Origin of the sequence: Bacillus sp. GbtcB14 (genome assembly GCF_019091205.1) — a bacterium.
In the GTDB taxonomy this organism is placed as follows: domain Bacteria; phylum Bacillota; class Bacilli; order Bacillales; family Bacillaceae_G; genus Bacillus_A; species Bacillus_A cereus_AG.
The window spans coordinates 76,701-100,395 of the sequence record NZ_JAGXJT010000006.1 but is presented as its reverse complement, the minus strand read 5'-3'; the positions used below and the strand labels follow the sequence as shown (position 1 = coordinate 100,395).

Genomic DNA, 23,695 nt, shown 5'->3' with positions numbered 1-23,695 from the left:
TCATCCTTAATTTATGTAATTTTGCATAATATTACACAAATTGTGTATTTTCTCTTTTTTCCGACAGTAATAGACAGTATACTTTGTACAAGCTTTCTATTTCAAAAATTATACGAGGTGAAATAATGAAAAACAAAAAGACATTAACTAAAGTAGCATTAACAACAGGATTAGCTTTAACAGTTGTGGCACCATATGGGGTAGGTCATGCAGAGGAAACAGATCAACTACAAGTTCAAATTCAGGAGGAATCGTTCCGTTCGGGTGAACTTACACAACCGTCACAAAAAGAACCAGAAAATGTAGTAAAGGATGCCCTTAAGGAGAAAGCAGAACAAGCTCTGTCCCAAAAACAAGTCAATGGAGAAGCAGGAGTAGATTATAAAGTCCTTCAAAAACGTGGTTCGTATGATGGAACTACACTTATACGTATGCAGCAAACATACGAAGGAAAAGAAGTATATGGACATCAATTAACTGCACACGTAGATAATAAGGGTGTTATTAAAAGTGTTTCAGGCGATAGCGCGCAAAACTTAAAACAAGAAGAATTGAAAAAACCTATTAATCTATCAAAAGATGAAGCAAAACAATATATTTATACGAAATATGGAAACGATATCAAGTTTATTTCTGAGCCAGAAGTTAAGGAAGTTATTTTTGTTGATGAAAATAATGGACAAGCTAGTAATGCATACCAGGTTACATTTGAAGCTGCAACACCAAACTATGTGTCTGGAACATATTTAGTAAATGCACAAAATGGTGATATGTTAAAAAATATGGTGCAAGAGTCTAACTTGAAAGCAAGCGATAAACTAGTTGGAGCCTTAAAGAAAAGTAAAAAAAGCAGTCTGACATCATTAAAGGGCACTGGAAAAGATGATTTAGGGATCTCTCGTTCATTTGGTATTTCTAAACAAAGTAATGGTAAATATGCTCTTGCTGATTATACAAGAGGGCAAGGAATTGAAACATATGATGTGAATTACAGAGATATTACTAAAGAAGAAAGCTATTATCCTGGTACATTAGCAACTAGTACTTCAACAACATTTAACGATCCAAAAGCAGTAAGTGCTCATTACTTAGCAACAAAAGTTTTTGATTTTTATAAAGATAAATACAATCGTAATAGCTTTGATAATAAGGGACAAAAGGTAGTTTCAGTTGTACATGCTTGGGATTCTGGAGATACGAATGATCCGAAGAATTGGCAGAATGCGTTAAGTGCTAATAATGGTAGTATGCTTGTATATGGAGATCCTATCGTCAAAGCATATGACGTAGCTGGGCATGAATTTACACATGCTGTTACTTCTAGTGAATCTAATCTTGAATATTACGGTGAATCTGGTGCGATTAATGAGGCACTATCTGATATTATGGGAACATCTATTGAGAAATACGTAAATAATGGAAGCTTTAACTGGACGATGGGAGAACAAACTGGATCTGTCTTCCGTGATATGGAAAACCCAGCTTCTGTTCCATCTTCACTTGGAGTACCTTATCCAGATGATTACAGTGAATTTAACGATTTTAATGGATGGGATCAAGGTGGCGTTCATTTTAATTCAAGCATTATTAATAAAGTCGCGTATCTTATTGCAAAAGGTGGAACTCATAACGGTGTAACCGTTAAAGGAATTGGTGAAGATAAAATGTTTGATATCTTCTATTACGCAAATACAGATGAGTTAAACATGACTTCTAATTTCAAAGAATTGAGATCAGCATGTATTCGAGTGGCAACTAATAAATATGGTGCGAATACAGCTGAGGTTCAAGCAGTACAAAAAGCATTTGATGCAGCAAAAATTAAGTAAGTTAGAAATATAGTTATCATTCATATATTATTACATTATGAAAAACAGCTAATATCATTTTAAGGATATTAGCTGTTTTTTTACATAGCAATGTATTGCTGAAAATAAACTTACTTAGCAATAATTAGGCGTTTTATCTTTAAGAAGTTGCGACAAATAAATAAGGTTTACAGCATATAAAAACAGAAAATTAATAATATATTGACCTCTTAATGGGAAGTGCTATAGAATGAAAGCGATAACAAACGATTGCTTTAAAATGATTTCCCTGATCTTTTACTAATTACAAATATATGAAGACATAATCAAATCTATTTTTTTAAACATTAATGCAAACGTTTTCGTATTAAAAGATCATTGAAATACATACATAAAAATAGCCAATATGGGGGTGAAGTAAAAGAGATTTCTAGATTAATTTAAGCAGTGTAATTTAGACGAGCATAATAAATCGCTCATACTATTTAAAGAAAGGGTGTATGTGGTGCAAATGACAAAAAGATTAATTAACAAATCAGTTTTATTACTTACTATAATCGTTATGTTAACATCTGTTTTCTCTTTTCAAAGTGTAAAGGCAGTTTCAAATTCGAAAACAACTGAAGTTATCATTCATTACAAAGAGCAATCTGGAAATACAAAAGACTGGAACCTTTGGATGTGGGGAGAAAATGCAAATGGTAAATCATATGAATTTACTGGTGAAGATGAATTTGGAAAGTACGCTAAGATTAAAGTAGATGGTGACTATAATCGTGTAGGATTTATCATTCGTACGAATGAGTGGGAAAAAGATGGTGGAGATCGTTGGATTGAAAATATAAAGGACGGTCGTGCTGAAGTGTGGATTCTTTCGGGTGATGAAAAAGTATATGACTCTAAGCCTTCTTCGGATCTCGCAATTCAAAAAGCTACTATTGATAGTTTTAATGAAATAACAGTAACGACTAATGTTCCGTTTAACAGTAAGGAACAGAAAATTGAAATTGAGGGCATTAAAATTAAAGAAATTAATCCTTTTGATAAAAATGGTGGAGATATTACTAATAGGGTGAAAATAATTACGGAGCAGAAAATTGATTTAAAACAGACATACAAAGTTAAAATAGAAAACTTAGCTTATGCGAATACTGAAATCGGTAAAGTCATTCGTAGCGAAGAGTTTGATAAATTATTTTATTATAGTGGTAACGATTTAGGTAATATTTATACCCCGCAACAAACAAAGTTCCGTGTATGGGCTCCTACTGCGAGTGAAGCAAAGTTAGTTACATATAAAAAATGGAACGATAAAATAGGGACTGAAATAAACATGCAACAAGGTGAAAAGGGCACTTGGAAAGCAGAACTTAAAGGGAACCAAAAAGGGCTCTTTTATACGTATAAGGTAAAAATTGGTGATAAGTGGACTGAAGCAGTTGATCCGTATGCACGTGCTGCTTCTGTAAATGGAGATAAAGGTGCAGTTGTTGATTTAGAAGAAACAAATCCGAAAAAATGGAAAGCAAATAAAAAGCCAAAATTTAAAAATCCGGAAGATGCTATTATTTATGAATTACATGTACGCGACCTTTCCATCCAACCTGAAAGTGGTATTAAGCAAAAAGGGAAATATTTAGGAGTAACAGAAAAAGGAACAAGAGGACCTGAAGGTGTGAAAACAGGACTTGATCATATGAAAGATCTTGGTGTTACGCACGTTCAGCTTTTACCGATATTTGATTATGCTTCAGTAAATGAAGAGAATTTAAACGAACCACAATATAACTGGGGATATGACCCGAAAAACTTCAACGTTCCAGAGGGATCCTATTCTACAAACCCTTATGAGCCAACTGTTCGAATAACTGAATTAAAGCAAATGATTCAAACACTACACGATAATAATCTTCGTGTTGTTATGGATGTAGTTTATAACCATATGTATAGTGCTACTGAATCTAATTTTCATAAGTTAGTTCCAGGTTATTATTATCGTTACAATGAAGACGGAACATTTGCAAATGGAACTGGAGTAGGAAATGATACTGCCTCAGAACGAAAAATGATGAGGAAGTTTATGGTTGATTCTGTCACGTACTGGGCAAAAGAATACAATTTAGATGGATTCCGTTTTGATTTAATGGGCATTCATGATTATGAAACGATGAATGAAATACGTAAAGCTGTTAATCAAATTGACCCTTCTATTATACTGCATGGAGAAGGTTGGGATTTAAATACACCTCTTGCAGCTGAGTTGAAAGCCAATCAAAAAAACGCGGAGAAAATGAAAGGGATTGCTCATTTTAATGATAATATACGTGATGGATTGAAAGGTAGTGTATTTGAAGAGAAAGAAAATGGTTTTGTAAATGGAAAGGAAAACATGGAAGACCGTATTAAAAAAGGCATTACAGCAGGCATTGACTACGATATAAATTCGTCTACTTATCAAGATCCAGAGCAGGTGCTAACTTATGTGGAAGCACATGATAATCATACATTATGGGATAAACTTGAGTTGACTAATCCGGGTGACAGTGAAGAAGTGCGAAAACAAATGCACAAATTGTCTTCTTCAATTTTATTAACATCACAAGGTATTCCATTCATACATGCAGGGCAAGAGTTTATGCGCACGAAGTATGGTGATCATAATAGCTACAAATCTCCCGATTCAATTAATCAAATGGACTGGTTACGCCGTGCGTCATTTAATAATGAAGTAAATTATATGAAGGGGTTAATAGATTTACGGAAGAAGTACTCAGCTTTTCGAATGACAACTGCAGAGCAAATAAAAACACATGTATCATTTATTGATACCCCGAAAAACACGGTAGCTTATACAATAGAGGGGAATAAAAACGAATACTTTATGGTGGCTCACAATGCAAATAGAAAAGCGGTTGACATAACACTTCCATCGAAAGGTCCTTGGAAAGTGTTAGTAGATGGTAAACAGTCAGGTAGTAAACCACTATACGTTGTCCATGATAATAAAATTAAAGTTCCTGCGTTAAGTTCATTCGTTTTAAAAACAGAGAAACCAATTAAATAAATGCCAAAAGTGGAGAGAAGGTTATTTTCACTTCGCTTTTACAATTAAAATAATATAATTTCACATACTGTAATTATATTACAATTTAATAAACAAAAAAGAGAAGAACTTACCAAGGTTCTTCTCTTTTTTGTGTGAAATTATAGTTTCCATAATTGTAGATATAAGAGCTTTTGAAAATAGCAACGGGCAAGATAATGAATCTATTTAAAAAATGACAAGAAAATGACAAAACTGTAAGAATGCATGAATGTTTGTAAGAAAGTTCGATGTTTTCCGTTTTCTTTTTTTATTAAAGTGAAAAAGAAGAAAACGGTGTCATAAGAGGTTGATATTTTTACATGGATACTATAACCAACACTATTCATGTAATGAAAGTATATAGCAATCAGTAAAACACCTTACTAAAAAGGAGGGATTTGAAATGTCTTTTTCTCAATTCAATATTGATATTTTTCGAGCAATTAATGATTTAGGTAAACAATATTCATTCCTAAACTCAACCATGGTATGTTTGGCAGAATATATGGTATATATTTTAGCTTTAATTATTGTAGCTTATTGGTTTACTGGGTCCAGAAAAAGTAGAATGATGATTATTCAAGCAATGGTTGCGTTTGTAATTGCTGAGGTGATTGGAAAAATAGCAGGGAAATTTCATTTGAATTATCAACCGTTTGCAATATTGCCTGATGTGAATAAACTTGTCGATCATGCTATAGATAATTCATTTCCTAGTGACCATACGATTCTCTTTTTTTCGATTTGTTTTTCATTTGGCTTGTTCGTAAAAAAACTGGATGGTTATGGCTTATACTTGCATTTTGTGTAGCGATCTCTCGTATTTTGATAGGGGTTCATTATCCTTTTGATGTTGCAATAGGGGCTTTAATAGGATGTGTTTCAGCGTTATTTTCTTATTGGTTAGTACCGAAATTATCTTTTATTAGGCAATTACTTACTCAATATGAAAGAATAGAGAAACATGTTTTACCATCGAAAAACAAATCAAAGGGATTTTGAGTATAGCTCTTTTTCATCCTCATTACTATTTTCCAGAAGCTGAATGGGCCGAGACATTCAATGCACTTATTTGCATCCATGAAGACGAAAAGGAATGGGTAGTACATTCAAGTGACAAAATAATTTTTTGGTCGGGCGAGTCTTTTGAATTACCACAGGTAACACTTTTTAACACATAAGATATTTCAATATTACTTGTAGACATCTTTAAGAAATTAAAATAAATAGATAAGTTTAGAGCATGTTATTATCATCTTTTTAATACATGCTCTTTTTATTTAATTACTGATACGTACAAGTTATCAACAATCTTTATGGTAAAAAATCTTAGCGTACGAAATTCGCGTTTTGTTGGTACTACCCCATGCCCATCAAATTAAAAAATTGCTAGTTCCCCAAAAAGAAGAAAATGAGTTGAATTCTTATAAATAACCATAAAATAATAAGATGTTCATTTTGGGACATTTTAAAATATTAGCTTGATAGTGACGGGGGTGGACTTCTACTAGCAATTAAGGTTTATTGATGAATTTATTGCATTAGATAATAGTGTGATTTATAATGTGTTTAAATGATTAAATTCTTCAACAAAAGGAAATGTGAGTAAAATGAACTGTAATGATAAAGTAATGCATCTTTTAGAAAGTTTAAGACCATGTTTTCAAGGGCTAGGAGATCCAACACGTCAGCAAATTGTATCACTTTTAATTGATAAAGATAGCTTGAATGTAACGCAAATTGCAGATCATATTCCTATGTCAAGACCTACTGTATCGCATCATCTAAAAATTTTGAAACAATCAGGGTTGCTTCAAGTTCAGAAAAAAGGCACTGAAATGTATTATTGTCTTGAATTTAATGAAACAATAAAACTTTTAAAAGAACTTGTTTCTTTAGTCGAAGATGAATGTAAGAATTAGATACACATTTATAGTTTAGGGGCACGTTTTGTCCCTTTTTTAATATTTTTTATGTTTAAACGTTTAAGTTTTTAATCATTTAAACTTATGAGTTAATGCTAATTAAAATGGAGGTTTCAAATGAACAAGAAAACCGTATTAATTGTTGGTGGATATGGGGTTGTGGGTAGCCAAATTGCTCAAATTTTACATGACCGATATCCTGATTTGGAAATTAGATTAGGAGGAAGAACTTTAGGGAAGGCGTTACCTTTTGAATCCGAAAGAGTAAAAATAGTTAAGGTGGACAATACAACAGATGATCCTTTAAGAAATTTGAATGATCATCCCACATTAATTGTTAATGCGGTTAATGACCCTCAAGATAGATTACTTCTATCCGCAGTCCAAAAAAGAATTCCATTGGTTGACATTACTCGTTGGACTGAACGTTTTCAAAGTTCTATTGCTCGATTGAAAAATGTTGAAGTTCAATCCCCTGTTGTATTAGCTTCGGGGTGGATGGGGGGGACAGCAGCCCTTTTTTCTAAAATTTATTCAAAAGATCTTCAAGAGATTACAGTTGATATTAACGCACTATATTCTCTTCAAGACAAAGCAGGACCAAATTCAACAGCATATATGGATCGGTTAACTATTCCGTTTGAAGTCAAAACTCGTGAGGGAATGCGGCAGGCTTATCCGATGACAGATCCTATCAAAATCCGCTTTTCCAACGGTTATATAACAAAATGTTATCGTTTGGATACTCCTGATCATGTAACTCTGCCAGGATCAATTCATGCTGTTTCAGTTAACTTTCGTATTGCTTTTGATAGTAAACTATCAACATATGGATTGGTTTCTCTGGTGAATACAGGAATTTGGAAAATAATTAGCGGAGAAAAATTTACCAGATTACGAAAAAACATTCTCTATAAACCCGGAAAGGGAAGTGCACATAACATAGTTATCCACCTTAATGGTTATGATGATACCGGTGTATTACATAGACGATGTGTGAACATATCAGATCCGTTAGGACAGACACATCTTACTGCTTTAGGAGCAGCTGTCCAAGCAGAGCATATTTTACAACCATCTGATATTGTGGCTCTGAATTCTGAAATTTACTTTCCAGAAAATCTATTAGATTTTGGGGTGAATTCATCTGCAATTTTAAATTTTTATAAAGAATATGGAGCTAATATTACGATAGAAGATTTATAAAAGGTACCGTTCTATACGCGATAATGCACATATTACTATCAAGATAAAGTTAAGAAATTGAATTTCCTCAAAACAAAAAATGAGTTAACTTACTCAAAGTAACTACCTGTAGAGGAAGAAAATTTTCGTTTAGGAGGGACTTCCAAACCTTAGATTGATAGCGAATAGATGCTATCGCATAATGCACCAGCGTCAGAATGCTGCATATATTATCTAGGTAATTTATCTATTACAAAAAACAATGGAGGAATAATATGTTTACTTACTATCCTCGCCAAATGGTGGCTCACCCAATACTTCTTGAGGCTAGACAAATTTCTCCTAATCAAATTTTAATGACTTATGATAAACCAACGGATTTGGCATCTGCTACAAATGTCTCGAATTATTGGATTAGGAGTAATATGGGTCCTGCCAGTATTGCTAGTGTAGGAATGAAAGAGGCACTTACGGCAGAAAATGCTATACGTCCAGATATGGGAATGATAACAACCGTTGATAATTCAAAAATGAGATTTGTTATAACATTTAGAGTTAATGCAATGCAGGGGGTAATGTATACTGTGCTTCCGTGCTTCGTTAACTTAGAGGGAATGTCAGGTTTTATGGGAGAGAATTGGGGTCCTAATAGTAAAAATATGTTTATTGGTATGTAGGTGAGAAAAAAATGGTGGTATCTTTAAATCAAAAAGTAAAATCATAAAAAATAGTGATGAACAGATATTCATGTAAGGTTAACATAAAGTCCTATTATTGGTAGCTAGGAAAAAGGAGGAACCTTAATTTCATAAGGGAATCTCTTTTTTTCGTTCTATAAAAAAAGACACCCAAAGGTGCCTTCCTCCGTTAGTTTAATAAGCATAATTAAAATTGCACACTAAATCCTTTGAATTTATGAATTCCAACTGCTGAATATCCGCGCTCTAGGAATTGATAAGTACATGGATATCATTTTAATGTCAGAACAAGAAGGGATTAAAAACCTCAAGCTGAAATTTTTCTGAGAGCTTTAGCAAGAGTACATCACTCACGCAATTATGTAGTTGTCTTGAAGTATCTACAGGTGTTCTTATCAGTCCTGAAGGATTTAACCAACGATTTAATGCTTCCGCAGTAAAGTTTCTTGAACAAGTTCTAGCTAACCTTCTAACCCAAAGAATTCATTCAATACAAGAAATATACATTAAATATATTTTTATGTTACATACATTAAATTAATCTTAACTATAACCTTCACTCTATAAATTCCTTAAACGGAATAACTCCTTACCAATCTTCAAAAACGATTACGTTTTTAAATTTGTGTTCTAATTTTTCTTGAACAGCTAAATAAATAACTACACATAAACTCCTTATATCTCTAGATAAACTACCGATTAGCTCCATATAGACTCTAGATAACATATATAGAATACAAGTTATCAAGGAGGTAAGAGAAAATGAATTTTATGAAACGTGCAATTCTCAGTATGAAAAAAAGGATAGGAACATCATTAATTTTGATGGCAGTATTTCTGATTGTTACAAATTTGGTTCTTTCAGGGTTCACAATCCAAAATGCATCAAAAAAAGCTGCGGATGCAGCAAGAAAAAAATTAGGCGCAGATGTTACTTTAGGTCTTGATTTTGACAAACTAGGTCAACAAGCTCGTGAAACTGGAGAAATGCCAAATCCGCCGCAACTCGATACAAAAGAAACAGATCAATTAGCAAAGTCAAAATATGTAAAAGACTATAATTACATAGGTAATACTTTCGGAATTTCTGATGGGCTTAAACTAGTAGGAGCTTCAGAAGGAGAAGAAGAAGGAAAAGGTAAAGTGGGAATGGCGGCTGTACGAGGCGGTTCAAGCTCTGGTACAGAAATAGATATGAATGCTTCTTTTATGATTGAGGGAGTTCGCAAGACAGCATTACAAGAAAGCTTTAAAAACGGAAAAAGTAAAATCATTGATGGAAAACCAATTACAGAACAGATGAAAGATCAGAATGTAGCTTTAATGGAAAAACGATTAGCGGAATTAAACAATTTGAAAGTAGGAGACAAAATTAAAGTGCAATCCGGGGATAAGAAGGAAACCCTTGATGTTGAGATTATCGGTATTTACGAAACGAATGAGCAAGCAATGGGGCAACAGGCTCCGCCTATAATGGACCCAGCTAATAAACTATATATGCCGCATTCAACTATGAAAAAATTAGAAATAGATCAAGGTATAAGTAGTGTTCAAGTCGTGTATTTCTTGAATGATCCACAATACATTGATGCATTTAAAAAAGAAGCAAAAAAATCTAATATTGATTTTAATTATTATAAATTAGATGCGCATGATTCATTGTACAAGCAATTGATTGGTCCTATCGAAAATATCTCTTCGACTTCTCAAATGATTATTTATATTGTATCGATTGCAGGTGCGATCATTTTAGGATTAATCATTATGCTATCAATTAAAGGACGTCGTAAGGAAATGGGGATTCTGTTATCTATTGGAGAGAAAAAGTGGAAACTGATGGCACAGTTCGTAGTAGAAGTAGTATGTGTCGCTATTTTAGCATTTGGATTATCCATAACAACAGGAGCTAAAGTTTCTCAATATATAGGGGATAATTTACTTTCGAGTGAAATTGCTACAGCAAGCGAAGAAACAGACACCTCGCAAAATGGTACTGTAATGATGGCTGGACCTGGTGGTACTCTACAAAATCAAAAAGAAGATCCAATTGATAAAATTGATGTAAGTGTAACAGGAGAAGATGTAGGGAAAATGGGTGGAATTGGACTAGCTATTGCTATAATAGCAACGCTTCTTCCGGCATTATCTATTCTACGCTTAAACCCAAAACAAATTCTTTTAAAAGATGAATAAGGAGGCTTAATATGGAAACGATTTTACAGTTTAAAAATTTGGATTATTATTATGAAAGTAATGGGAAAAATGTAGCGATACTAGATAATGTTAATTTTTCTTTTCAAAAAGGGCATTTCTACACGATTTTAGGGCCATCTGGATCTGGTAAAACCACAACTCTAAGCTTAGGTTGTGGACTAGATGTCCCCAAAAATGGTTATGTACTGTATAATGGCAAGGATATTAGAAAAATTGGTTTGGATCGATATCGTAATCAATATGTATCTGTCATTTTCCAGTCTTATAACTTGATTACCTATATGACTGCTCTTCAAAATGTCTTAACCGCAATGGAAATTACAGGTGTTAAAGTACAAAATAAAACGGCAAGGGCTTTAGAATTATTAAAGAAGGTAGGGCTTACAGAAGTAGAAGCGAAACGTAATGTTCTGCAACTAAGTGGCGGGCAACAACAGCGTGTAGCAATTGCTCGAGCGTTATCTTGTAATGTTGATTTACTAATTGCTGATGAGCCGACAGGAAACCTTGACGAAGAAACGGCAATGGATATTATAGAACTGTTTCAAGAACTTGCACATAAAGAGAATAAATGCATTATTGTTGTGACGCATTCACAGGAAGTTGCTAAAAAATCAGACCGTGCAGTCTATTTAAATAAGAAGAAGTTGGTCGTAAATGAAATCTAATATAAACATCGTAGTTTTCCAATTCACATAATTTTCAAAATCAACTTCTTTCAAAAGCTTATATTTGATTTATAATAAAATCAAGCCCTAATCAAAATGGTCTCCCTGTATTGAATGTTAAGATTGTTTGTTGTTCCTTTTTTAACAATATTTGAAAAAGAACTTGTAGAATATTCTACAGGTTCTTTTTGTTATAATTGGTTACCTGTATCATTGATGAATTACATATAAAAAACGGGACTGTACCTAGATATATGATCTAAATACTGTCCCGTTTAACTGTGTATCTGTATAGTTATTGCAGAATTAAACCTACAATCATAATTAAACTAAATACTATCATCCAACCGAACGCACAATAGCCAAAAATTCTAATCCATTTAGGTAATTGATTCATGTTAATTTTATTTGTGGGAACTCCTTGCATAGACAACATCATTTTTTGATCTCTATCCCTATTATTTTGTTGTTCGTACATAATATCATCACCTTTCCAGAACTATTGTGTTTATAGTATACCAGCCTGAAGAAAATTATGTACAGAATAAAAGGGAATAGCTTATATATTATATGGTGAATTTTATAAATAAAGAAGTTTAATTGTCCATGTCTCTAAGCGCTAACCCTTTATAAATACTTGCTGGATATGCATCAGAACCAAGATAACGTTCTTTTATAATTTGAAGATGATGAAGCTCATGACCCGCAATGATATATGCTAATGCACGAACTGTAACTTCAGAATTGTTCGCATTTCCTCTTTGTAACCAAGCTTCTTTATCTAAGCTTCTAAGTAAATACAGGGTAGATTGGCGAACAACTATTAAATTCTCAAGAAGATCTTGCATAGATTGCTTATCAAAAGCAGCTCTAAGAACATACATATCATCGTTATAGCCTGGAAGTTCTGCTGTCTCGCCTCGAGCAATAGATAGCAATCGATATGCCATAATACGTTCTGTATCTGCTATATGACCGATTACTTCTTTTATACTCCATTTAGTAGAAGCATACTGGAAAAGTCCCTCACTATCAGAAACTTCCTTTAATACAAGGTTCGTTTCCTTCATTTGTTGTTCTAGAATATGTATGATATTTCCGTCTGATACTAAGTTGATATACGTTGCATAATAGGGGTTATATTCACTTACCTTTGGTCTTATTTGCATACGAATCATCCTTTATATTTAATCTTTACATACAGCTTATCATAAAAGAGTTCCAAATTAATCTGAAAAATGGGGGTAAATATACATTTTTCATCCTCCTTTTCAGTTTCATAGATGAAATGCATCTCAAATAAGAGAATCTAATTTGTAACTAAGCGGAATCTCATTTTGTTTACTGTTATAGTAGAAGGAGAATATTTAAATTGGATACAGTGGATTGGGCGATCCTTAATTGTTGTCACTACTTATGACGATCGCCATTAAAAAAATAGTACACGTTATAAAACGAGCAGCCAGTCTATTAGTTCCTAATAAGTCTATGCTTACTATAAAAATAAACAAACTCGTCCTATTTAGAGGAGAGTTTGTTTTGGTGTTTAGATAATGGAATACTCATGCAAAATTGAACACTATGTTCCATATTTTTCATAGAATACTTCATATCTAGTGTTTCAAGAATTTGTTTAACAATATATAATCCCAAACCACTTCCCCCAGTATTTCGATTCCTTGATTTTTCAATTCGATAAAATGGTTTGAAAATTTGTTGTATATCTTCATTTTTAATATTGACACCTGTATTTATAATTTGCATGTTGAATTGACCTTGTTTAGTATCCTCACTTAATTTTATATAGACCTTTTCATTATGTGGTGAATACATAACCGCATTATGGATAATATTTTTACATGCTTTTTCAAAAAGAACACGATCTGTATAAATAGAAAAGTCAGAGTCAATTTTTTTTATTATTTGGATGCTTTTTTGAGAAGCGAAAAATTCGAGATCTTTTGTGATTGTACCTAATAACTTTGAAAGATTAACTTCTTCTATTTTTAGTTTGAAAATGTGTTGTTCTAACTTAGACATGCTTAAAATTTCACGAACTAATTGTTCCATACTTTCAATAATTTGATGATTTTTCTTTAAATATTGATCACGATTTTGATAAGGGCCAATATTGTATATCATCCCTTCTAAGTACCCTTTCATTACAGTAAGAGGGGACTTTAATTCATGTGCTACAATCGCAAAAAACTCTCTGCGTTTTGTTTCTATTTCTCTTTCTTTTTCAATATCATTTTTTAATTGTTCATTTGCTTTTTTTAAATCGAACATAGCTTGTTGTAAGTTAATAGACATGTCGTTCAAACTATTAGATAACTCTCCTAACTCATCTGTAGAGCGAACCTCAATTTTTTCGGAGAAATCTAAATTTGCCATCTTTTGTGCACCCTCATTAATATAAATAAGTGGCTTTGTAATAAACCTGGAATAGAAATAAGCACTCCCTATACCAATAACGAGCACAATGATACTAATATAGGGGAGAAAGCGCACTAATACCTGCGAAGCCTCATCAATCGGTTGAAATGTTGCGAACACTACAAGGGTTAAACTACCATCTTGGAATTGAATTGGTTCCGTAACGTTATATGAATTACTAATGGTACCTGCATTCTCAAATCGTGTGGCTTTAGTAACTACTGTCGTTTGTGTACCACTTTGAATAAAAGAAAATGAAGGCGAGTAAATAATTACTCCTTCTTTATTTTGAAGCGAAAGCATCGCATTATTTTTTTTTGCGTATTCATCAAAAAGTGGGATAGCATCTTGAAACGTAAGATCTTTAGATTTATCAATTATTTCTTTTATCCCTGTTTGAAGTTGATCTGTTTTGTATTGTTCATAAAACGTAGGGAGAAAGAAGTATAGAGTTAAATAAATCAATACTGCAAAGGATAACAAAATGAGTGATGTAGTCATAAAGAGTTTATAAGTTATTTGCTTCATCTTCATGATTTTTAAAATTTTATTCATCAACTTTATAACCAATACCCTTTATTGTTTTAATGTAGGGGATAGCTAGTTTTTTACGTAGGTTTTTAATATGTGTATCAATTATTCGTGTTTCTCCAAAATAATCGTATCCCCAAACTTTTTCTACGATATTTTCTCTTGTAAGTACTTTTCTCTCATTTTGAAATAGTAGTTGTAGAATTTCAAACTCTTTTGTCGTTAACAAAACTTCAACGTCATTTACATATACTCTATAAGCATCAACATCAATGCGCACTTCTTTAAATATTAAATGATTATTGCCATTTTTATCATAACTTCTTCTAAGTACAGCTTCGACTCGTCTAATCAAAACATGAAATGAAAAGGGTTTTGTTATATAATCATCGATCCCAAGATCGAATCCTTTCATTTGATCTTCCTCTTCTTCCAACGCAGTTAGCATAATGATTGGTACGTTTGACTGGCTTCGAATCATTTTAGAAACTTCAAACCCATTAAGATTAGGCATCATGACATCTAGAAGAATTAAATCAAATGATTGCTTATTAAATTGTGTCATACCCTCTAGGCCATCTGAAGCGACTACCACTGTATACTGTTGTGTCATTAAAAATTGTTTAATTAATTCCTGGATTTCTTGATCGTCCTCTACCACGAGAATATGATAGTTTTTCATAATATCACCTCTGATAGTCATTATAGCCGTACTATCTGGAGTTTATGTGGAGATACAGTAGGAAACTTCATAGGATGTTTAACGTATTAGCTCCATTTACTTTGTTATGGAGAAATAATTGTATGCTTGAAAAAACTTATCGTATAAAAAACTGAACGATCAATATTTACGAAAAGCTAATGTATAATAATGTGAAATATATACAGTTTCTTAAACTATGTGAAAATATACTTTTGCTTCTTTACCAGAAGAGGGAAAAGAGTTTCAATATAGAAGAAGTTACCGTAACACTAGAGTATGTGCCACAAACTTTGGATTTTTTGTCTAGTTTCTGTTTAATTTTTAATCACTACATAACAGTGCTCTTGCTAAACCAAAAGTTTAAAGGTACGAACTTGGAGAGATGTACATAATACTAGAAAGGTTGTGAAATGATTTGAGGGGTTATAAAGCTATGCTGTTTGATTTAGATGATACGTTACTTGATAGGGATAAAGCAGTAGATAAATTGTTTTTATTTGTTTTAGAAAAGTGTTATGGGGATGTTAATGATGTAGTTAAAAACAATATGTTACAGAAATTCAAAGAATATGATAAAAGGGAATACGGCACGAGTGATAAAACAATAGTTTTAGAATCATTGTTTGATGAATTTCCGCCGAAGTATAGATTGCCACGCAATTATATCCAAGATTTTTGGAATAATAATTTCCCTAAATGTTTTTCAGTAGACAAAAATACTATTCATTTCTTACATCATATAAAGAAGCACTTTGAAGTTGGAATTATAACAAATGGCTCAACTCAGAGGCAAAGGGCTAAAATAATTAACACGAATTTAAACGATTACTTTGATACGATCATTATTTCTGAAGAAGTAGGATTTAGCAAACCGGATAAACGTATATTTGAACTAGCATTAAATAAGCTTAATGTGCAACAAAAAGATGTATTATTTATTGGAGATGACTTAGAAAAGGATATTGCTGGTCCTCAAAATGTAAATATAAAAGGTGTGTGGTTTAACCCTCAGAAAATCAAGAATACTACCAAAATACAACCATATGCCGAGATTAACACTTTGGATAGTTTGTTAAGTTATGTTACTCCACAATATTTTTATAACAAGTAAAATCGATTTCATATATATTCAAAAATTTCATTGACCGTATTAGAAAGATGAAAATTTACATTTACAATAAAAAAAGATGCAATTTTAATAGCTGCGGCTAATTTAATCTATGATTAATATGAAGTTTTGTAAAATAATTTTACTCATACAGTGTACATTATAAAGGGGTGGAACTATGGAAATAAAAAAAGTAGTAATCGATGGAATCAATATTGCGGTCATTAGAAATGATAAGGTATTAATATCCGATGTTCAATCTGCATTAGATACTATGGCAACAGTTCAATATGAGGTAGATGCGAAACATATTATTATCCATAAATCTTTAATAAGTGAAGATTTCTTTGATCTAAAAACATGTCTGGCGGGCGATATCCTTCAAAAGTTTATAAACTACAAGGTAAAGATTGCTATCATTGGAGATTTCTCTATGTATACTAGTAAAAGCTTAAAAGATTTTATTTATGAATGTAATAAAGGGAAAGACATTTTTTACTTACCAACTGAACAACAAGCAATTGAAAAACTAAGTACATTAAAGTAATAATTATATCCTGCTAAATTCCCCCATTTCACTTAGTTCATGATTATATACGATATAGCAGAACTGATGTTTGTGGTAAACTAAGAAATGAATAAAGGGGGAGTTTTTTTGAACAATTTTAATGATACGATCCGAAATTTAAACAATATAGTTTACAAACCAAATAATTTAATGATTACGAATCTAAAAGAAGAAAAGCAAAACGCAGAATATGCAGGATGTTTGTTTCACTTAAATAGCAAGACTATCCGTTTTAGAGTATCAAAAATTACTCCTAATAAAATTGGGCAATTTGTTTCTTTTTGGGAGAAAGATGATAATATGCAAAATCAAGCATTTTCTTATGACGCTGCTCCTGACTTATTAGTTATCACTTGTATAGATGATAATAAACTAGGACAATTTATCTTCCCTAAAGAGATTCTTCTTAAGGAAAAAATCTTGAGAACACAAAATCAAAAAGGCAAGATGGCTATGAGGATTTATCCGATCTGGGAAACCCCTGTTAGCAACCAAGCTAAAAAGAGCCAAATGTGGCAGCTTCAGTATTTTGTTGATTTAAGCGATCATAATAATTTACCCATAGACAAACTATTAAATTTGTATTCGTAGCTTCTTATCTTAAGTAATCTTGTGGGCTAGACTTTTTGTACCGGTACAGTTAAACGAAATGTACATTGTTTCAGTACCCCATCAAATTTACAATCAGCATATACTATTTTAACTTATACATGTTAAGGGGTGCTGACTATGACAAGTCTACAATATAAGCTTTTTACAAGATTGAATCTTGCAGAGCGTACTGAAGCGAAGTTTGAAGAATTAAATACAATTCTCTTTGCATTTGCATACACTATACCATTTGAGAATTTAGCTGTTATATCACGTAATACGAATGCAATTACTATAGAAAATTTACAGGATAAAATTTTAACTAGTTCCCGCGGCGGGCTTTGTTATGAGTTAAATACTCTTTTTTACTACTTTTTAAAAGATTGTGGTTATGATGTACAGCTCGCATTAGGTACCGTATATAAAAATGATATAAACACTTGGGCACTCGAGGATGGGCATATAACAATTATTTTAAATTATGATAACGTACGATACTTAATTGATGTAGGTATTGCTTCCTTAGTACCTCTAGTCCCTGTACCTTTTACTGGTGAGTCTGTTTCTTCTAAAAATGGTACGTATCGAGTGAGAAAACAAGAGTCAAGTAAAGGAAATTACATTCTAGAAAGAAAAGATACGAACGGAGAGTGGAAAGTTTGTCATGCATTTTATAATCGTATCATTGACGAGGCAGTAGTAAATGATGTTCAAAGAAGAGTAATAGAAGATGAGAAATCTATTTTCAATAAGGGACCAATTGCAGTTAAATTGACGGACTCTGGCCATGTCTCTTTAACAAATACTAGTTTCACTGAAATAGTTCATGGTGAAAAAGCGAAACGTGAAATTACAGAAGATCAATATAGAGAGCTTTTATATACTTTATTTGCTATTGAGTTGTGATGAAACAAATAGCCGGTTCTTATTTAGAATTGGCTACTTTATTTATTTTGATTTAAAACAATTATTAAAGTTTGATTTTCTTAATAGATATAATACACTAGAACAGTATGAAAAAGTATAAACAATGAATTTTGAATGTAAAGGAAGATTTTTATGTCAATTATTGATAAATTGAAACTTAATAAGTATACAAACATGGTCGTGATTAATGAACCAAGTGATTATGACATTTTTACAGGGAAAGAAACTGCATTTTCCAAAGATCACGATGCCATTTTTGTTTTTGTAGAAACACTTGATGAAATGGTAAAACAAACGAATTATATTATTAGTAATGAAGAATTACTAACTGAAAAAAGCTACATATTCTTCGCATATCCGAAAAAAGGTAATTCTCGTTATAGTACGTTTATTCACCGTGATGAAATGTTTCCTGCATTAAGCGTTGGCGAAGATGGGTATGTAGGACAGAGTGATATTAAATTTGCACGAATGGTAAGTATGGACGACGTCTTTACTGTTGTAGGTTTAAAGCGTGAAAAGAAAAAAGAGAAGAAAACGCCTGCTATGAGTCAATGTGTTGCCGATTATGCAGATCGTATTAAAGACGTTGAAGCACTCTTGGCTAATCATCCGAATGAACTTACGTTTTATCAAAGTTTAACACCTGGATATCAAAAAGATTGGGCACGTAATTTATTTTCTGTAAAACAAGAAAAAACACGTGATAAACGTCTTGAGAAAATGATTGAAATTCTTTCACAAGGCTATAAAACAATTGAATTATTCCGTAAGAAGAAAAAATAATGGTTAGGAACGTCACAATGATGCAACAATTAATGACACTTTGCACATTGAAAAAAGAATTCCTTTCCGTATACTAAAGTATGTTCTTATATTTAAATAATTAGTAAAAGAGAAAAGGTGTTTGAAATGAAATCGTATATTGTAGTTGGAGCTGGTATTTTAGGAGCGTCTACTGCTTATCATCTTGCTAAAGCAGGTGCGAATGTTACTATCGTTGATCGCCAACAATTAGGTCAAGCAACTGATGCAGCGGCTGGTATTGTATGTCCATGGCTTTCACAGCGTCGTAATAAAGCGTGGTATAAAATCGTTAAAGGCGGTGCACGTTACTATTCTTCGTTAATTCAACAATTAGAAGAAGACGGTGAAACGGATACAGGTTACAACCGTGTAGGTGCAATTAGTTTACATACTGACGAGAAAAAACTAGATCAAATGGAAGAGAGAGCTTATAAACGACGTGAAGATGCACCAGAGATTGGTGAAATCACTCGCTTATCAGCTGAAGAAACGAAAAAATTATTCCCAGCATTATCAGAAGAATATAGTTCTGTTCATATTAGTGGCGCTGCACGAGTAAATGGAAGATTATTACGTAACGCATTAATAAGTGCTGCGAAAAAACATGGTGCTACTTTTATAAAAGGAGATGCTGTATTAGTTCGTGAAGGTAATCGTATTACTGGAGTTACAGTAAACGACGAAACAATTGTAGCAGAAAAGGTCATTGTAACTGCAGGCGCATGGGCGAATGAAATCTTGAATCCGTTAGGAATTAATTTCTTAGTTACATTCCAAAAAGGACAAATTGTTCATTTGCAAATTGAAAATACAGCAACAGAAAATATGCCAGTTGTTATGCCGCCAAACGATCAATACATTTTAACATTTGACAATGGTCACGTCGTAATTGGTGCAACACATGAGAATGACACTGGTTTCGATCACCGTGTAACAGCAGGTGGTTTACATGAAGTATTCCATAAAGCTTTATCAGTTGCGCCTGGTTTAGAAGATAGCGCTATGCTTGAAACGAGAGTTGGATTTAGACCATTTACTCCAGGATTCTTACCTGTTATCGGACCACTGCCTAACTTTGAAGGTATTCTCGTTGCAAATGGATTAGGTGCTTCTGGTTTAACTGCCGGTCCATATTTAGGAGCAGAACTTGCTAAATTAGCACTTGGCCAAACAATTGAATTAGATTTAAACGATTATGACGTTGCTGGTGCAATTGAATAACAAAAAAAGATTAGGATTCGCTCCTAGTCTTTTTTATTTATAGCTAATTTTCTTAGTTAATACTTTAATTGTTTTAATAACCTTTTGTTTAATTCCCACAATGCTGTTTTGTTACTATCCCATTTCAAAAGCATTATTGCTTGCTCAAAGCATAACCATTTATAATTGAGGTGTTCTTTGGATAAGGAAATATTTTTTGTAGGAACTTTAACTCCAAAAGAAAATTCTTTTATTACATAAACATCTTCTCCACCACCAGCAATTCCTTGCCAATAACCATAATCACTTCGGTTAAAAATAGCGTATTGAATAGAATCTTCAGTTATTATATAAGGAAATATCAATACTTGATATGGTGCTCTCATTGTATAACCCTCCCGAAAAAAAGCTTTAAATAAATATGAATAAAGAGCCGACATCACTATTCTACATTAATAATGCAGGGTTTTTTATGTCGGCTCTTCATTTTTAAAGAACAAATTTATTGTTCATAGACATGTTTACTCATAACGGGGAAAAACTGCTTTTTCTTGTTGGAGTTTGCTAAACGTGTTTTTTCTCCGAAATGCTGTCGATTTCCCTTATAGTTAATTGTTATATGGAGTGGGGGTTCTTTTGAATAAAAACACAATTGATAAAATAAAGATTACAGCCTTTAAACTGCCCCAATACGGATAAACAGCATGATCTGTTAAACTAGCATATTGAAAGATATTCTCTAAACCGAAAATCCCTATCATGACTGCCAAAAGAAATGAAGCTGATCCATACATTCCATTACGATAGAGGGTAAATAAGTATATTGCACATATAAGTGGTACGATGATTTGTAGTAAGATTGCCATGAATTGTCCCCCTAATTTATATTTTATACTTATATTATATCAAAAATGTAATGAAAAGGAATATAAGTTAATTGATGCTAAATAGGAAACAAACTTGTACGAACAGGGATATCACGCTTTCCCGTCTATAGTTTTGATACTAATTGAACTACTCTAATCATATTCTTCTATTAAAAAGAATAAAAAGGGGTGTACAGTGAATTGACAAAAGTTAAGGTTCGTTTACGGCCCATCGTTCATAACTTAAATTTACCTACTGTAATAAAAACAGCCATTCTTCCAGGCGAATCGACTGAAAGGCTATTTATCGGAACTCAATTAGGAGAGGTTTTTTACATAGGAGACCGAACTATAAAGACATTTTTAAATATTCGTCACCGAATTATTAAATTAGGCACATTTGAAGAAGGTGTTGCTAGTAGCGGTTATGATGAACGCGGATTGCTGGGATTAGCGTTTCATCCGCAATTTAATCATAATGGCTTATTTTATCTTCATTATTCAATGGCTGGGACTCAAGGACCAGGTGCGCTTTCAGAACAATTTAAACCAAATCCGTGTGACCCAAAAACTTTAAACTTAAAGTGGATAAAAAGAGATACTCAATATGATCATATTGATACAATTGAAGAATGGATTTTACAATCAAACGGTCAACCTCAAAAGCGACGAACATTACTGAATATAAAACGGCCGTTTTTTAATCATAATGGAGTAAATAACTTAAACTTTTCACCTGAGACTGGAAAACTGATTTTTACAAATGGAGATGGCGGTTCAGGCTATGATCCATTTAATTTAAGTCAGGATGATTTAGAAATAGCGGGTAAAATAATTGAAATCGATGTAAGTAGAAGTACGTCCATAAACAATCCTCCAGTAGTTACACGCTTTAATGAACTTCCTTTATCTATACAAGAAACACTTACGGTAATTGCAAAAGGCGTTCGTAATATAACAGGTATTTCATTTCAAAGGTTTTATAATCAATATATCAAATATGCCGGAAATGTCGGACAGGATATTGTAGAGTCTATTTTTTCTTTTGTTCAATATAAACCAATACGAGTTACCGAACTTGTTCAAAGCCATTTAATGAGAGATACTCCCGATCAATATGGATTTATTAATTTTGGTTGGAGAGGATGGGAAGGAGAATTACCTACTTCTTTTATAAGGCACTGTTCTGAGAATCCTACTTTAGATGAGAGAACAATGGCTTATTATAATGAAACTATAGAAACATCAGTGAATCGCATACAACCTCTAATTAGTTATTTTCATAAAGATTCCAGACCAGATAAATTTGGAGGAACTTCACTTACAGGAGTCCAGCCATATATGGGAACTGCAATACCTAGTTTAACGGGTAGTATCGTGTTTACTGATCTTGCTAAGAAAGAGGAATCTCAGTCTCCGGTAAAGGGTGCATTAGCTTGTTCTAAAGCTCGTATAGATGGGACACGTAATGATTTTCAAGTTATTGAAACTCATTATGATTTTGGTGAGCAAGCAGCTTATTTTATGAGTTTAGGAACAAACTTAGATCAAACTAAATTATATTTAGGGGTGTATGGTTCTATGAAAGTAACTGACTTTAACAAAGGTACTATTTTTGAAATCGTTCCTTAATATGATGTACGCTCTCAGATTTATTCTTAATACAATAATCTATTGTATAGTAATGGATTCCTTGAAGAAGGTAACAAATAAACAAAAAGCGTATGAATAAAAATAGAAAGTGATAAATTATATATCTTTAGGGGGATTTTGATGAATCACTTTAGAAACTATTGGTATCAACCGATGATTACGCATGATACGGATTTTGTTCACAAAAGTAAGATGACTCCGGCAAAGAGGTTAGTCATTACAGCATTACTCGGTTCACTTGCTGCTATTTTTCAATCTGCGGGGAACTTAATCCCTGGTATCGGGTTATTTATTAGTCCTTTTGCGACGTTACCGATTTTTCTAGCTATTTGTTATTCTATTCGTGCGGGACTACTTTCTTATATTCTTACTATCCTCCTATTATTTATTATTGAGCCAAGTGAATTAATTGTCTTTCCTTTTACTACAGGTTTATTAGGTATAGCGCTAGGAGTTTCTTTTATACATTTCAAGAGGAGGATTTTGATTGTTTCCTTTTCAGCAATATGTCTACTTCTAGGTATTATGATTGTACTTGATGTCTTTCGATTCCCTGTATTAGGTCCTACTATTCATACAACTTTGGATATAAAAGTTATTTTATCGATATTTATACTGAGCTTTCTATATTGTTGGATCTATGCAGGCTTGTGTAGAATAATATTGAATAGAGTATATAAAGCATGGTCATAACAATTTCTCATATATTTTCAAAGATTGGA

The 23,695-nt window shown here is 32.6% G+C and carries 21 protein-coding genes and 3 pseudogenes; 18 read left to right on the top strand and 6 right to left on the bottom strand.

Features of this window, described 5'->3' with window-relative positions:
* Positions 1-125 precede the first annotated feature (125 nt).
* The 10 genes and pseudogenes from KVT31_RS18765 to KVT31_RS18725 all read left to right on the top strand — a co-directional run bounded on the left by KVT31_RS18765 (position 126) and on the right by KVT31_RS18725 (position 11,583).
* Positions 126-1,829 (top strand): M4 family metallopeptidase, encoded by a 1,704-nt coding sequence (locus tag KVT31_RS18765; RefSeq protein WP_088096573.1) that lies wholly within the window; start codon positions 126-128, stop codon positions 1,827-1,829.
* A 484-nt stretch (positions 1,830-2,313) separates the two neighbouring features.
* The gene (pulA, locus tag KVT31_RS18760) at positions 2,314-4,872 is read left to right on the top strand and encodes a type I pullulanase (RefSeq protein ID WP_088096572.1); all 2,559 of its coding nucleotides are present in this window, start codon (positions 2,314-2,316) and stop codon (positions 4,870-4,872) included.
* Between the two features lie 424 nt (positions 4,873-5,296).
* Positions 5,297-5,895 (top strand): annotated as a pseudogene (locus KVT31_RS18755) (undecaprenyl-diphosphatase).
* 608 nt (positions 5,896-6,503) lie between these two features.
* Positions 6,504-6,815 (top strand): ArsR/SmtB family transcription factor, encoded by a 312-nt coding sequence (locus KVT31_RS18750; protein WP_088096567.1) that lies wholly within the window; start codon positions 6,504-6,506, stop codon positions 6,813-6,815.
* 120 nt (positions 6,816-6,935) lie between these two features.
* Complete coding sequence (locus KVT31_RS18745; RefSeq protein WP_088096566.1) at positions 6,936-8,024, top strand: saccharopine dehydrogenase family protein; 1,089 nt, start codon at positions 6,936-6,938, stop codon at positions 8,022-8,024.
* 254 nt (positions 8,025-8,278) lie between these two features.
* Positions 8,279-8,680, top strand: coding sequence for a hypothetical protein (locus tag KVT31_RS18740; RefSeq protein ID WP_088096565.1), 402 nt, complete (start codon positions 8,279-8,281; stop codon positions 8,678-8,680).
* A 240-nt stretch (positions 8,681-8,920) separates the two neighbouring features.
* Positions 8,921-9,045 (top strand): annotated as a pseudogene (locus KVT31_RS30345) (HAD family hydrolase); the annotation flags it as partial.
* A pseudogene (locus KVT31_RS18735) lies at positions 9,042-9,191 on the top strand (IS4 family transposase); the annotation flags it as partial. The pseudogenes KVT31_RS30345 and KVT31_RS18735, both read left to right, overlap by 4 nt.
* Positions 9,192-9,463: 272 nt before the next feature.
* Complete coding sequence (locus KVT31_RS18730; protein ID WP_088096564.1) at positions 9,464-10,894, top strand: ABC transporter permease; 1,431 nt, start codon at positions 9,464-9,466, stop codon at positions 10,892-10,894.
* A gap of 11 nt (positions 10,895-10,905) precedes the next feature.
* Entirely contained in the window at positions 10,906-11,583 is a 678-nt protein-coding gene (locus tag KVT31_RS18725; protein ID WP_088096563.1) for an ABC transporter ATP-binding protein, read from the top strand.
* A gap of 295 nt (positions 11,584-11,878) precedes the next feature.
* On the opposite strand, the gene KVT31_RS18720 is transcribed toward KVT31_RS18725, so the two are convergent.
* From KVT31_RS18720 to KVT31_RS18705, 4 genes are all read right to left on the bottom strand, one after another.
* A complete protein-coding gene (locus tag KVT31_RS18720) occupies positions 11,879-12,061 on the bottom strand; it encodes a hypothetical protein (RefSeq protein ID WP_088096562.1) in 183 nt (60 codons plus the stop codon).
* A 118-nt stretch (positions 12,062-12,179) separates the two neighbouring features.
* Positions 12,180-12,752 carry a DinB family protein gene (locus KVT31_RS18715; protein WP_088096561.1) on the bottom strand — a complete coding sequence of 191 codons (573 nt, stop codon included), beginning with the start codon at positions 12,750-12,752 and terminating at the stop codon, positions 12,180-12,182.
* Positions 12,753-13,101: 349 nt separating this feature from the next.
* Positions 13,102-14,574 (bottom strand): sensor histidine kinase, encoded by a 1,473-nt coding sequence (locus tag KVT31_RS18710; RefSeq protein ID WP_088096560.1) that lies wholly within the window; start codon positions 14,572-14,574, stop codon positions 13,102-13,104.
* On the bottom strand, positions 14,567-15,232 hold the full coding sequence (locus KVT31_RS18705; RefSeq protein WP_088096559.1) for a response regulator transcription factor: 666 nt from the start codon (positions 15,230-15,232) through the stop codon (positions 14,567-14,569). Before KVT31_RS18705 ends, KVT31_RS18710 begins: the two co-directional genes overlap by 8 nt.
* A gap of 454 nt (positions 15,233-15,686) precedes the next feature.
* Here KVT31_RS18705 and KVT31_RS18700 point away from each other — a divergent pair, with 454 nt between their 5' ends.
* The 6 genes from KVT31_RS18700 to KVT31_RS18675 all read left to right on the top strand — a co-directional run bounded on the left by KVT31_RS18700 (position 15,687) and on the right by KVT31_RS18675 (position 20,475).
* On the top strand, positions 15,687-16,364 hold the full coding sequence (locus KVT31_RS18700) for an HAD family hydrolase (RefSeq protein WP_140392468.1): 678 nt from the start codon (positions 15,687-15,689) through the stop codon (positions 16,362-16,364).
* Positions 16,365-16,539: 175 nt separating this feature from the next.
* Entirely contained in the window at positions 16,540-16,908 is a 369-nt protein-coding gene (locus KVT31_RS18695; RefSeq protein ID WP_088096557.1) for a DUF4180 domain-containing protein, read from the top strand.
* Between the two features lie 87 nt (positions 16,909-16,995).
* Positions 16,996-17,520: a MepB family protein gene (locus tag KVT31_RS18690; protein WP_088096556.1), complete on the top strand. Its 525-nt coding sequence runs from the start codon at positions 16,996-16,998 to the stop codon at positions 17,518-17,520.
* 138 nt (positions 17,521-17,658) lie between these two features.
* Positions 17,659-18,426, top strand: coding sequence for an arylamine N-acetyltransferase family protein (locus KVT31_RS18685; RefSeq protein WP_088096555.1), 768 nt, complete (start codon positions 17,659-17,661; stop codon positions 18,424-18,426).
* Between the two features lie 153 nt (positions 18,427-18,579).
* Positions 18,580-19,233: a YdeI/OmpD-associated family protein gene (locus KVT31_RS18680; RefSeq protein ID WP_088096554.1), complete on the top strand. Its 654-nt coding sequence runs from the start codon at positions 18,580-18,582 to the stop codon at positions 19,231-19,233.
* Positions 19,234-19,359: 126 nt separating this feature from the next.
* Positions 19,360-20,475, top strand: a complete 1,116-nt coding sequence (locus tag KVT31_RS18675; RefSeq protein ID WP_088096553.1) for an NAD(P)/FAD-dependent oxidoreductase — start codon at positions 19,360-19,362, stop codon at positions 20,473-20,475.
* A gap of 56 nt (positions 20,476-20,531) precedes the next feature.
* Here KVT31_RS18675 and KVT31_RS18670 read toward each other — a convergent pair whose 3' ends face one another.
* Together KVT31_RS18670 and KVT31_RS18665 are read right to left on the bottom strand one after the other, a co-directional pair.
* Positions 20,532-20,840 carry an NUDIX hydrolase gene (locus KVT31_RS18670; protein WP_088096552.1) on the bottom strand — a complete coding sequence of 103 codons (309 nt, stop codon included), beginning with the start codon at positions 20,838-20,840 and terminating at the stop codon, positions 20,532-20,534.
* 222 nt (positions 20,841-21,062) lie between these two features.
* Entirely contained in the window at positions 21,063-21,320 is a 258-nt protein-coding gene (locus tag KVT31_RS18665) for a hypothetical protein (protein WP_088096551.1), read from the bottom strand.
* A gap of 201 nt (positions 21,321-21,521) precedes the next feature.
* On the opposite strand from KVT31_RS18665, the gene KVT31_RS18660 reads away from it, so the two are divergent.
* Complete coding sequence (locus KVT31_RS18660; RefSeq protein WP_088096550.1) at positions 21,522-22,952, top strand: PQQ-dependent sugar dehydrogenase; 1,431 nt, start codon at positions 21,522-21,524, stop codon at positions 22,950-22,952.
* Positions 22,953-23,093: 141 nt separating this feature from the next.
* Positions 23,094-23,666, top strand: a complete 573-nt coding sequence (locus KVT31_RS18655; RefSeq protein WP_088096549.1) for a YybS family protein — start codon at positions 23,094-23,096, stop codon at positions 23,664-23,666.
* Positions 23,667-23,695: the final 29 nt, after the last annotated feature.